The organism is Mycobacterium innocens (assembly GCF_900566055.1).
GTDB lineage: Bacteria > Actinomycetota > Actinomycetes > Mycobacteriales > Mycobacteriaceae > Mycobacterium > Mycobacterium innocens.
This window is the reverse complement of sequence record NZ_UPHQ01000228.1, coordinates 1-11,350: the sequence shown is the minus strand read 5'-3', so window position 1 is coordinate 11,350 and position 11,350 is coordinate 1. Positions and strand designations below refer to the sequence as shown.

General features: G+C 66.3%; 12 protein-coding genes and 1 tRNA gene. 3 read left to right on the top strand and 10 right to left on the bottom strand.

Going from position 1 to position 11,350, the window contains the following annotated elements:
• The 9 genes from EET03_RS22165 to EET03_RS22125 all read right to left on the bottom strand — a co-directional run.
• On the bottom strand, positions 1-199 hold a 199-nt coding region (locus EET03_RS22165), incomplete at its 3' end, for a hypothetical protein (RefSeq protein WP_136625748.1).
• An 89-nt stretch (positions 200-288) separates the two neighbouring features.
• A tRNA-Arg gene (locus EET03_RS22160) sits at positions 289-364 on the bottom strand.
• A gap of 274 nt (positions 365-638) precedes the next feature.
• On the bottom strand, positions 639-1,034 hold the full coding sequence (locus EET03_RS22155) for a type II toxin-antitoxin system VapC family toxin (RefSeq protein WP_063472344.1): 396 nt from the start codon (positions 1,032-1,034) through the stop codon (positions 639-641).
• A gap of 1 nt (position 1,035) precedes the next feature.
• Entirely contained in the window at positions 1,036-1,284 is a 249-nt protein-coding gene (locus EET03_RS22150) for a type II toxin-antitoxin system Phd/YefM family antitoxin (RefSeq protein ID WP_063472345.1), read from the bottom strand.
• 93 nt (positions 1,285-1,377) lie between these two features.
• Positions 1,378-2,202 carry an LLM class F420-dependent oxidoreductase gene (locus tag EET03_RS22145; RefSeq protein ID WP_082274482.1) on the bottom strand — a complete coding sequence of 275 codons (825 nt, stop codon included), beginning with the start codon at positions 2,200-2,202 and terminating at the stop codon, positions 1,378-1,380.
• Between the two features lie 26 nt (positions 2,203-2,228).
• Positions 2,229-3,290, bottom strand: a complete 1,062-nt coding sequence (locus tag EET03_RS22140; RefSeq protein WP_075541502.1) for a poly-gamma-glutamate hydrolase family protein — start codon at positions 3,288-3,290, stop codon at positions 2,229-2,231.
• 212 nt (positions 3,291-3,502) lie between these two features.
• Positions 3,503-4,771: an Nramp family divalent metal transporter gene (locus tag EET03_RS22135; RefSeq protein WP_099193735.1), complete on the bottom strand. Its 1,269-nt coding sequence runs from the start codon at positions 4,769-4,771 to the stop codon at positions 3,503-3,505.
• A gap of 64 nt (positions 4,772-4,835) precedes the next feature.
• Positions 4,836-5,915 (bottom strand): NAD(P)H-dependent amine dehydrogenase family protein, encoded by a 1,080-nt coding sequence (locus EET03_RS22130; RefSeq protein WP_075541500.1) that lies wholly within the window; start codon positions 5,913-5,915, stop codon positions 4,836-4,838.
• Between the two features lie 100 nt (positions 5,916-6,015).
• The gene (locus EET03_RS22125; RefSeq protein ID WP_075541499.1) at positions 6,016-6,807 is read right to left on the bottom strand and encodes an SDR family oxidoreductase; all 792 of its coding nucleotides are present in this window, start codon (positions 6,805-6,807) and stop codon (positions 6,016-6,018) included.
• 319 nt (positions 6,808-7,126) lie between these two features.
• On the opposite strand from EET03_RS22125, the gene pstS reads away from it, so the two are divergent.
• From pstS to pstA, 3 genes are read left to right on the top strand one after another with little or no spacing between them, the layout of a single operon-like run.
• Positions 7,127-8,239 (top strand): phosphate ABC transporter substrate-binding protein PstS, encoded by a 1,113-nt coding sequence (pstS, locus tag EET03_RS22120; RefSeq protein WP_075541498.1) that lies wholly within the window; start codon positions 7,127-7,129, stop codon positions 8,237-8,239.
• Between the two features lie 12 nt (positions 8,240-8,251).
• A complete protein-coding gene (gene pstC / locus EET03_RS22115; RefSeq protein ID WP_075541497.1) occupies positions 8,252-9,226 on the top strand; it encodes a phosphate ABC transporter permease subunit PstC in 975 nt (324 codons plus the stop codon).
• Positions 9,223-10,170 (top strand): phosphate ABC transporter permease PstA, encoded by a 948-nt coding sequence (gene pstA, locus EET03_RS22110; protein ID WP_075541496.1) that lies wholly within the window; start codon positions 9,223-9,225, stop codon positions 10,168-10,170. The genes pstC and pstA overlap by 4 nt, the downstream gene beginning before the upstream one ends.
• Positions 10,171-10,194: 24 nt before the next feature.
• Here the strand turns inward: pstA and EET03_RS22105 are convergent.
• Positions 10,195-11,350 (bottom strand): NHL repeat-containing protein (locus EET03_RS22105; protein WP_279637732.1); only part of this gene is annotated, 1,156 nt, incomplete at its 5' end.

The following is an 11,350-nucleotide window of genomic DNA, read 5'->3' as shown; positions in this document are numbered from 1 at the left end:
GCAGGTCGACCTTGACCAGCGTGGCGAGGCAGCGCTTCTTCTGGTCGGTGCGTTCGGCGATCGTGATCCGGTCGAACAGCTCGTTGGCCGACAGGTAGAGCACCTGGCGATATTGCTGGCAGGCCTTCAGCTCGCCGTACTGGGCCTTGGCCTCTGTGATGCGCGCACGGGAGTCAGAGAGATCGAGAACGCCGGTCATAGTGCCGACAAGGGTAGGGCGGCGATCCGACAGCGCACCACCGAAATAGCCCGGATATAGCCCGGACCACTCAAAAACACACATCTAACTGGTGCCCCCGGCAGGATTCGAACCTGCGACACCGGCTTTAGGAGAGCCGTGCTCTATCCCCTGAGCTACGAGGGCGAAGCGCCGAGGGCCGCGAGGGCGCTGCTGGCCGTCGGTGTTGGGGCGGTGTCAGTGTATCCGGGGCGGCGCAACATCCATGCATGCCAGAAGCGCACGGTGGTTGGGTCGGGCGAGTCTCGTCGGGTCGACGGGCAAGGCGGCCGGCTCGTGATTGTGGTCAGCAATCCGGATCGCCCGCTATTGCGTTGCGGCAGAGGGAAACTGCGGCGTGGCCGTTAACCGGCGTAGCGCCCTCGGCCCTGCGGTCGTTGCCGGGTACGGGGCGTTGGTGTCAGACCGCGACGACGCGGATCAGTGTCTCGAGCCCAGAAAAGTCCTCGGCGTTTCGACTGTAGAGATCGAGGCGATTGGCGTGCGCGGTCGCGGCGGTCAATAGATCCGCGAACCTACTTCGCGGGTTCCGCCCTTCGCGCACCACGGCGGCCACGATGAGCCCGTAACTGCGCACGGCGGCCCCGTCGAACGGGATCGGCTCCAGCCTCGATTCCACCTCCTGCAATCGGGTCTGGCGCTTGGCCGCCTCGATCGGCGTCGTGGCCAGCAGCGGACCGGCGGCCAGCTCGGCAGCCGTGATTGCTGAAATCGCCATTTCGTCGGGCAGTGCGGCGACGACCGCCGGGTCATGCCAGTCGATGACGACCGACGTATCCAAGAGGCCGGACGTCACCTCAGAGGCCTTGGTCGATCAACCGGTCGAGGTCGGCGCGGAACTGACGATGATCGATACGCACCGCTGCGCCGGCCAGTGCCGCGACTTCACCGCGAGTGATGAAGGTGCGGCGAACAGCCCGAATCGGGCGAAGTTCGGCCACCGGTTCGCCATTGCGGGTCACGACGAACGTCTCACCTGCCGCTACCGCATCGATGACCTTCGCATTGTCATTACGGAGATCGCGTTGCGCGATTGTCCTGGTCATGAGCCGATCGTAGCAGTTCGTAGCAAAGAATGCTACGGCTCGCTACGCGTCGAGCAGGCCCGGCCATCGGCGCTGCCCTCGTCGGAAAGCGACTCAGCGCAGTTCCGCGATCACCTTCGCGAAGTTGTCCATGTGGTTGTCCTGCACGGTGAACGACGTCACCCCATAGCTGTCGCGGTAACCGGACAACGCGTCGGCGATCTCCCGGGGCGACCCGCTGAGCACCGAGTGCAGCGCCAGTATGTCCTGGTCGGACAACTCCGGCGCGTACCTGCGGGTCATCGCCAAGTTCGGGATGCGCTCACCCTCGGCCGGCACCGCCGTGATCGCCAGGTTCAGTTCGAGCGCGTCGAACCGCTCGCCCGCGGCCCTGCGGACGAACTCGACCCGTTCGGCCAGCGGGTCCTCGGCGTGGTGAACCCGGGCGCCGGTCAGTCCGATGATGTCGGCGTGCCGGGCGGCCAGCGTCATCACCCGGTCGCCGTTTCCGGCGATCAGGATCGGCACCCCAGGGTGATGTTCTTTCAGATAGGTCGTCATGTGTGCGAGGTGGTCCACCCGGGCTCCGGCGCTGGGGTAGGGCAATTCGGCGGCGTCGAACTCCTCGCGGACGTAACCGGTGCCCAGGCCTACCTCGAGGCGGTGGTCACTGAGCAGGTCCAGCGCCTCGACCTCGCGACCGAGCAGGGCCGGCTTGTAGAACGCGGCATTGAGCACGTACATGCTCAGCCGGATCCTCGTGGTAACCATGGCCGCCGCGGTCAGCGTCGGAAACGGTGCCGCCGCACCGAGATGATCGGGCACACTAAGGATGTCGAACCCCAGATCTTCGGCCCGCCTCACCTTCTCCTGCAGCGCCATCCGCGATTTGATGAAGCGAACGCTGAGTCCGAAGCGAAAGTCCTTGGCCACCAACAACCTCCGTTCACTCGCCGCGACGGCACTTACCAGGAACGCGCCGCGGCCACCAGTCCTACCACCAGAGCGGCAGTGACCGGGGACAGACCGGCGGGTCCCGGCAGGGGACTGCGCGGGCTGAGCCCCCGGACGCGCGCCGACAGCTCCAGTTGGGTTCCGCCGCGGCGTACCCGGTTGACCGGATTGGCGGGATGCAGGCCACGTAGCTCCAGCGGAATGGCCTCCAGATCAGTGACGACCTGGTAGCCGGGCAGGTCGAGGTGTCGGGCAAGGTGGGCGGCCAGCGCGCGGTTGCAGCCCCCGGCCAGCAGCTGTGTTCCCCGCCCGATACGGCCGTAACCGTGCAGCGAGACCGCGACATCGACGTGGTCCAGGAACTCCGCGAGCCGCGCCGACTCCGCGGGGTCGAACCGGGCCGAGGACAGGTGATGCGGATATCGGTCGGGATGCCGAACGAGGTACACCGATGCGTGGGCGGCCGCGGCGGCGCGTTCGGCGATCACGTCGGTCATCTTTTCCAGGTCGCCGCCGTGGATGGCAAGAAATCCGAAACGCGACCGCAGCCTGCTGACCTCGCGTACTCCGGGTCCACGCAACAGCGCCGAAAGTGATTGCGGCGCAGGCTCAGAAGTGACTGGCGGGTTGGCCCGCGGCCAGCGCGCGGGGTCCCAACGGTGCAGAAAGTCGATCCAGCGTTGCGGTAGTCCATGGTGGACGGCGCCGTCGATGATGCGGGGTAGATAGCCGGGCCGCGGGGGGCCCGGGGTTACCCGGTGGTCGATGTACACCCAGGCCGTCGTTGGTCCAGTGCCGGTATGCACGCTGCACCGGTAGCGCCGGTAGCGGACCGGCACTCCCTCGGCGCTGTCCAGGGCGGTCAGGTCGTGGTCGGAGACCTGCCAGAGCACCCCGTGCACCTGACTTCCGGTGAACGGCTCGACGGTGGCTACCCCGCGCTGGTTGATCAACCAGTCGTGGTCCGACAGCACCGCGGGCCGCGGATCACTCGCGTCGGGGCAGCGCGTCGCCATCTGCCGCACGCACAGGTTGGAGCCGTAGGCGAAGTAGGGCTGCCGACCGGTGGCCATTCAGCCGGCCACCGTCGGATCGGTCAGCATGAGATCGTGACGTGGATGCCATGTAGCAAAATCGACCTCCGGCGAGCCCCAGGGGATGACGACACCATCCATCCTGCCGTACCGGGCACCCCGGTCGGCCGGTCGCCGGGCTTACAGCCCCGCGGTGCCTCCGGAAATCGACCGTCCCCACATCCGGTTATGCCGGCCGAACAACGGTCTGATTATCCCGCCACCGTCAGGCAGATCAACACCGCATTCAGCAGGCTGATCATGACCGCTACGACCCAGCCGACGACGGTGGTGGCGCGGTGGTTGGTATCGCTGCCCATCACCTGCGGGTCGCTGGTCAGCCGGACCAGCGGGAGCACCGCGAACGGTATTCCGAACGACAGCACCACCTGCGAGAGCACCAAGGTGCGGGTGGGGTCGAAGCCGATCGCCAGGATCGCCACCGCAGGGCACAACGTGATCAGCCGGCGCACCACCATCGGAACAGACCAGTGCAGCAATCCCTGCATGATCGTCGCCCCGGCATAGGCGCCCACCGACGCCGACGCCAGACCCGACGCCAGCAATCCGATTGCGAAGAGCGCCGCGATCGTCGCACCCAACGTGTCATGCACGGCGGCGTGGGCGCCTTCGATCGACGCGGTATCTCCGCGACCGCGCATGTTGAGCGCGGCGACCAGCAGCATGGCGGCGTTCACCCCGCCGGCCATCACCATCGCCAGGCCTACGTCCCAGCGGGTGACCCGCAGCAGCCGCCGCCGGAACGGCCCCGGTTCGGGATGCCCGTGCCGGTCGCGGGCCAGACCCGAATGCAGATACACCGCGTGCGGCATGAGGGTGGCACCAAGGATGGCAGCGGCCAGAAGCACGCTCTCGGTTCCGTGGAACCGAGGGATCAGGCCGGCCAGGACGGCATCGGATGGTGGCGTCGCGACGAAGAAACTGGCGGTGAAGCCAACGGCGATGATCAGCAGCAAACCGGTGATGACGAGTTCGAACAAGCGCTGGCCGCGGCGGTCCTGCACCGTCAACAGCAGCATCGAGATGACGCCGGTGATGATCCCGCCGACGGGCAGCGGCACGTCGAACAGGATGCGCAACGCGACAGCCCCACCGATGACTTCGGCCACATCGGTTGCCATCGCCACGATCTCGGCCTGCGCCCAGTAGGCCAGCCGGGCCGGACGTCCCATTCGCTTGCCGATCGCTTCGGGCAGGGAGTCGCCCGTCACCAGCCCCAGCTTCGCCGATAGGTACTGGACCACGCCGGCCATCACGTTGGCGGCGACGATCACCCACAGGAGTAGATAGCCGAACTGGGTGCCGGAGCTGACGTTGGCGGCGACGTTTCCGGGGTCGACGTAGGCGATGGCCGCGACGAAGGCCGGTCCGAGCAGATACCAGCTGGTCTTGAACGAAGCCTGGGTGTCCTGCGCCAACTCACCGACCTTTGATCCCGCTCCCCGAATAGAACCTTGCATAGACCTCGAATAGGAAAGTGACGTTAGCTCAAGCCCGGTTGTCGGGCCACCGCGTGCGGTCCGATTAGTCACCCGCGACGTATAGGCCCTTACCGGTGATCAAGGGCAGGTCGAGCGTCGTGCGGATACCCGGTTCGGCGGCCACCACCGCCGGGATCGCGTTGACCAGCCGCATCGCTGTGGCGACGAGTCCGGCATGGTTGTGGTCGCCGTGGCGGCTGCTCAGACAGATGTCCATGGCGTACGAGGGTTCGCCGGTGATCTCGATGCGATACGAGCCGCCCGGCTGTGCGGGCTGCGGCCAATCCGGGCACAGGTCTGCGCGCAGCCGGGTGACGTGTTCGAGCACCACGGCGGGCGCGCCGTCGACCAGACCCAGCACCTCGAACCGCAGCGCGGCGGCACTGCCTTCGGGAATGTGGCCCGAGGCGATGTCGAAGGCCTCCGGAGCCGGTTCGCGGACGTACATCTCCTCGACGACGTCAACGGTAAGACCAAGCCCGGCGGCAAGTTGGCGCACCACCGAACCCCACGCCAAACTCAGCACGCCGGGCTGCAGCAGCATCGGAACCTCGTCGATCGGCTTGCCGAATCCCATCACGTCGAACATGACGACGGCACTGTCATAGGTGGCGTAGTCGACGATCTCCATGCAACGGATTTGCTCGATGCTCTGACAGGTGCCGGCCAGTGCCAGCGGCAGCAGGTCGTTGGCGAAGCCCGGGTCGATGCCGCTGACATAGAGGCTCGAATTACCTTCGCGCGCAGCATCTTCGAGTGGCTTGACGAGCTCGTCGGGAATAACCTGCCACGGATACTGCAGGAAAACCGGTCCACTGCCGACGACGTTCACCCCGGCCGCCAGGACCCGTCGATAGTCGTCCAGCGCCTCGGAGAGCCGGTTGTCGGCCATCGCGTTGTAGACGGCGCATTGCGGTCCGGTGGCCAGTACCGCGTCGAGGTCGGTGCTGGCCTTGACACCGGTGGCTTGCGGGATTCCGGCGAGCTCGGCCGCGTCCTTTCCCGCCTTGGCATCCGACGACACCCACACCCCGGTGAGCTGGTAGGCCGGGTTGGTGATGAGCGCCCGCAGCGAATGGGTGCCGACGTTGCCGGTGCCGAGCTGGACGACGGGTATGGGCATGCTGGCTCCTTTGGAGGTTGCGGTAAGACCGCGAGCAGTCGCAAAAGCCCCCGACACGCCGGACGTGCGGGGGCTTTTGGGACTGCTCGCGGTCACGGGCTTACAGGTCCGGGACGGGAAGGTCGAGGTTGGGGTGGGTGAGGCCGCCGTCGACCTCCAACGTCTTGCCGGTCAGGAAGCTGCTCGCGGGGGAGGCCAAATACACTGCGGCGGCGGCGATGTCGACGGGATCGCCGAGCCGGCGCATCGGTGTGGCCCGCTCCATCGGCGCGCGCAGCTCGTCGTTGGCCGCCACCACGTCCAGCGCGGAGGTGAGGATTGACCCAGGTGCGATCGCATTGACCCGGATGCGCGGACACAGGTCCAAAGCCGCCAGCCGGGTGTAGTGGGCCAGGGCCGCCTTCGCGGTTCCGTAGGCGGCGAAACCACGTCCGGCGAGCCGGCCCATGGTCGACGTGATGTTGATGATGCTGCCGCCCCCGGAGTGCTCCAGCATCAACGGCGCGGCGGCGACGGTCAGCGCATGGGCGGTGGCGACGTTGAAGGTGAAGGCGTCCTTGAGGTCCTTGGTAGCGGTGGTCAGCAACGTGTTCGGCATGGTGCCACCGACGTTGTTGACGACGATATCCAGCTTGCCGAACGCCTCGACCGTCTGACCGGCCAGCTCCGCGGTGACCTCGGGATGGGCCAGGTCGCCGGCAACGACGTGGGCGCGCCGTCCGATGGCGCGCACCCCTTGCGCGACCTCGTCCAGCTGGGATCGCGTTCGCGAGGCGATGACCACGTCGGCGCCGGCCTCGGCGAAAGCCAACGCGATCGCCGCGCCCAGGCCGCGACCACCTCCGGTGATGACGGCGACTTTGCCGTCGAGACGGAACCTGTCGAGGATCACAGCGGCCTCGTTTCAGTTGTCGGCCGAGACGGCGGCGCCTCGCCCGTCTCGGCTGCAGGTATTTCTGGAACGGGTTCTACTTTCTCACAACGGCGCAAAGATGTAACGGGTCCGGATACCCCGATCGGCTCGCGCGAGTCGCAAATGTGATTGGCCGGCAGGCGCGGCTTCACGAACGCCATGTGTCTGCACGGCGGCTGACTGATGAACTGGTTTAAGACTGCCGATTGTTACGGTAGCCTCGTGGCTGCGAGGAAAGCGGCTGGTTTGCGGGCCGTGCCTAGGTGCGGTCCCCGAATGTCTACCGTTAGGAATTGAATTGAAACTCAACGGATTTGGCGCCACGCTGAGTATCCTGGCTTCGGGGGCTCTGCTCTTGTCGGCGTGCGGCAGCGACAACCCGAGTGGGGGCGGCTCGACGGCAGGCCAATCGTCGGGCAACGTGAACTGCGGCGGGAAGAAGACACTCAAGGCCAGCGGGTCCACGGCCCAGGCCAACGCGATGACCCGCTTTGTCAAGGCATTCGAGCAGGCCTGCCCGGGTCAGACGCTCAACTACACCGGCAATGGCTCGGGCGCCGGAATCAGCGAATTCAACGGCAACCAAACCGATTTCGGTGGTTCGGATTCACCGCTGAACACGGACGAGGCCGCGGCGGCGCAACAGCGCTGCGGCGGCTCGCCGGCGTGGAATCTGCCGGTGGTGTTCGGTCCGATCGCGGTCACCTACAACATCAGCGGCGTCAGTTCGCTGAACCTGGACGGTCCCAGTCTGGCAAAGATCTTCAACGGCGCCATCACCACCTGGAACGATCCGGCGATCCAGGCCCTCAACTCGGGCACCAACCTGCCCGCGACCCCCATTCACGTGGTGTTCCGCAGCGACGAGTCCGGCACCACGGACAACTTCCAGCGCTATCTTGACTCCGCCTCCAACGGCGCGTGGGGCAAGGGCGCCGGAAAGGCGTTCGCAGGCGGTGTCGGCGAGGGCGCTAAGGGCAACGACGGCACGTCGGCCGCGGTGAGGGGCACCGAAGGGTCGATCACCTACAACGAGTGGTCGTTCGCTCAGGCGCAGCACCTGAACATGGCCAAGATCGTCACCACGGCCGGTCCCGAAGCGGTGGCCATCAGCGCCGAGTCGGTCGGAAAGACGATCGCGGGAGCCACGATCAAGGGGCAGGGTAACGACCTGGTGCTGGACACGGTGTCGTTCTACCGGCCGACGCAGCCCGGTTCTTACCCGATCGTGCTGGCGACCTACGAAATTGTCTGCTCCAAATACCCTGACTCCCAAGTCGGTACGGCGGTGAAAGCGTTCCTGCAGTCGACCATCGGCGCCGGTCAGAATGGGCTGGCCGACAACGGCTACATCCCCATTCCGGACGGGTTCAAGTCGAGGTTGTCGACCGCGGTGAACGCCATCGCCTGATCTGGGGTCGACGTGGTCCGAGGCCCGCTGGCCAAGCCTGCGCTGGTAGCGGTCGACGCGCGCGCGTCACGGCGGGCGGATCGGCTGTTCAAGTTGGCGGCATCGGCCGCCGGTTTGACGATCGTGGTCGCAATCGCGCTGATCGCGGTGTTCCTGTTGCTTCGTGCCGTCCCGTCGTTGCGTGCCAACCACGTGAATTTCTTCACCAGCGCCGAATTCAACACGGCCGACGACGAGAAGTTGGCGTTCGGCATCCGCGACCTGTTCATGGTCACGGTGCTCAGTTCGATAACCGCGCTGGTGCTGGCCGTACCCGTTGCTGTTGGGATCGCGGTGTTCCTCACCCAATATGCGCCCAGAAGGCTGTCGCGCCCGTTCGGCGCGATTGTGGATTTGCTGGCCGCGGTGCCGTCGATCGTTTTCGGGTTGTGGGGAATCTTCGTGCTGGCGCCAAAGCTGGAGCCGGTGGCAGATTTTCTCAACCGCAACCTTGGCTGGCTGTTCTTGTTCAAGAAGGGCAATGTGTCGCTGGCCGGTGGGGGCACCATCTTCACCGCGGGGATTGTGTTGGCGGTGATGATCCTGCCGATCGTCACCTCGGTATCCCGAGAAGTGTTCCGGCAGACGCCGCTGATCCAGATCGAAGCGGCCCAGGCGCTGGGCGCGACGAAATGGGAGGTGGTGCGGATGACCGTGCTGCCGTTCGGCCGCAGCGGCGTGATCGCCGCGTCGATGCTGGGGTTGGGGCGTGCGCTGGGCGAAACCGTGGCGGTGCTGATCATCCTGCGGTCGGCGGCCCGGCCCGGGAAGTGGTCGCTGTTCGACGGCGGTTACACGTTTGCATCCAAGATCGCCTCCGCAGCGTCCGAGTTCAGCGAACCACTGCCGACCGGCGCCTACATCTCGGCCGGGTTTGCGCTGTTCGTCCTGACCTTCGTGGTTAACGCCGCCGCGCGCGCCGTGGCCGGCGGGAAGGTCAACGGATGAGCATCGACGCCCTCGACCGGCCGGTCAAAGCGGTGGTGTTTCGTCCGCTGAGCCTGGCGCGGCGGATCAAGAACAGCCTGGCGACCGTGGTGTTCTTCAGCTCGTTCGCCATCGCGTTGGTGCCACTGGTCTGGTTGTTGTGGGTGGTGATCGAGCGCGGCTGGTATGCCATCATCCGGCTGGATTGGTGGACTCATTCGCTGCGCGGCGTACTGCCGGAGGAGTTCGCCGGGGGTGTGTACCACGCGCTGTACGGGACATTGGTGCAGGCCGGGGTGGCGGCCGTGCTGGCCGTGCCGCTGGGCCTGATGACCGCGATCTACCTGGTCGAATACGGCACCGGCCGGATGGCGCGGGTGACCACGTTCATGGTCGACGTCCTTGCGGGGGTGCCCTCGATTGTGGCGGCGCTGTTCATCTTCAGTCTGTGGATCGCCACCCTGGGATTTCAGCAGAGCGCCTTCGCGGTGTCGTTGGCGCTGGTGCTGTTGATGCTGCCGGTCGTGGTGCGCTCTACCGAGGAGATGCTGCGGTTGGTGCCCGACGAGCTGCGCGAAGCCAGCTATGCGTTGGGCGTTCCGAAATGGAAGACGATCGTGCGCATCGTCGTTCCGATCGCCATGCCGGGCATTGTGTCCGGTGTGCTGCTGGCGCTGGCGCGCATCATCGGCGAGACCGCCCCGGTGCTGGTGCTGGTCGGCTACAGCCGCTCGATCAACCTCGACGTCTTCAACGGCAACATGGCCTCGCTGCCGTTGCTGATCTACACCGAACTCACCAACCCCGAACACGCCGGCTTCCTGCGCGTCTGGGGTGCCGCGCTGACGCTGATCATCCTGGTGGCGGTGATCAACGTGATCGCGGCGGGGATTCGCTTCGTGTCCACCCGAGCGTCGACAATCGGTGTGATCCGGGCGGGGATTCGTCTCATAGGCGCTCGATAGTGGCAACCGGCGCGCCCGGCCTGCCTATGAGCCCTGGGCGAGTTTCAGCACCCTGCCGTTGCCGCGGTCGGCGACGTAGACGTTGCCCTTCTTGTCGACCGCAACCGACAGGGGGGTGTTGAGGCCGGTGAACGGCAGCTCGGTGGACGCGGTTGCCCCGGCCGGCAACTTCGCCACCGCGTTGTTGTCGTGTTCGGTGACATAGACGTTGCCGGCACCGTCCACGGTGATACCCCACGGTGCGGTCAGGCCGGTGAACGGCAGTACGGATTGATTGCTGGTGCCGGCTTCCAGCTTTACCACCCGATTGTTGTCGGTGTCGGTGACGTACACATTCCCGTCGGTGTCCACGGCCACACCGTCGGGGTTCTTCAGACCGTTGAACGGCAGTACTGTCTGGCTGGTCGAGCTTGGCGCCAACTTCACCACCCTGTTGTTGCCACGGTCGGCGACATACACGCCGCCCTGGGCGTCCACTGCGATGCCTTCGGGATAGTTGAGTCCGCTGAAGGGCAGCTCGACCTGGCGATTCGACCCGGCCGCCAACGACACCACCCGATTGTTGAAATCACTGACGTAGACGGTTCCGGAGCCGTCGACGGCCAGGCCCTGCGGCTCGTACAGCCCGTTGAACGGCTTCACGGTCGGCGTACTCGAGCCCTCCGGCAACGTCACCACCCGGCCGTACATGGTCTGGTTGGTGACGTAAACGGTGCCCTGGTCGTCGACCGCGACCCCGCCCGGGGAGAAGCGGAAGTTGAGCCCGTTGAAGGGCAGCACCACCTGACCCTGCGGCGGTGTCGAGCCTTTCGGTCTGGTGGCCACGAACGCGCTGAGGCCGGCCACCACTAGGATGACGGCCGCGACCACGGCCGCGACGGTCCACGTCTTGCGCTTGTTGCGTGGCTGGCTCGTGGGTTGAGATTGCGACGGCTGGCTGTACGACGGCAAGCCCGAGGAACCGGCGCCCTGGCCGGCGGGACCCTGGCCGGCGGGGGACAGCCCGCGCTGGCTGGGCCAACCGGTGCCGGTGACGACGGGGGCGGCCTGGGTCCGTTGGTCTGAACTGTGCGGTTTTGACCGCCATCCCTGGAGGCTGGGCATCGGCCGGGCCGCGGTCTCGTCTTCGGCAGGGTACGGCGGTCGAGGAGCCATCGACGGCGGGGGCTGGGGATGGGGT

Bases quoted from the DNA above. Each gene is read 5' to 3' on its own strand.
- EET03_RS22150 (WP_063472345.1), bottom strand. From the start codon at position 1,284: ATGACCAGGACAATCGCGCAACGCGATCTCCGTAATGACAATGCGAAG.
- EET03_RS22135 (WP_099193735.1), bottom strand. From the start codon at position 4,771: ATGCAAGGTTCTATTCGGGGAGCGGGATCAAAGGTCGGTGAGTTGGCG.
- EET03_RS22130 (WP_075541500.1), bottom strand. From the start codon at position 5,915: ATGCCCATACCCGTCGTCCAGCTCGGCACCGGCAACGTCGGCACCCAT.
- EET03_RS22140 (WP_075541502.1), bottom strand. From the start codon at position 3,290: ATGGCCACCGGTCGGCAGCCCTACTTCGCCTACGGCTCCAACCTGTGC.
- pstA (WP_075541496.1), top strand. From the start codon at position 9,223: ATGAGCATCGACGCCCTCGACCGGCCGGTCAAAGCGGTGGTGTTTCGT.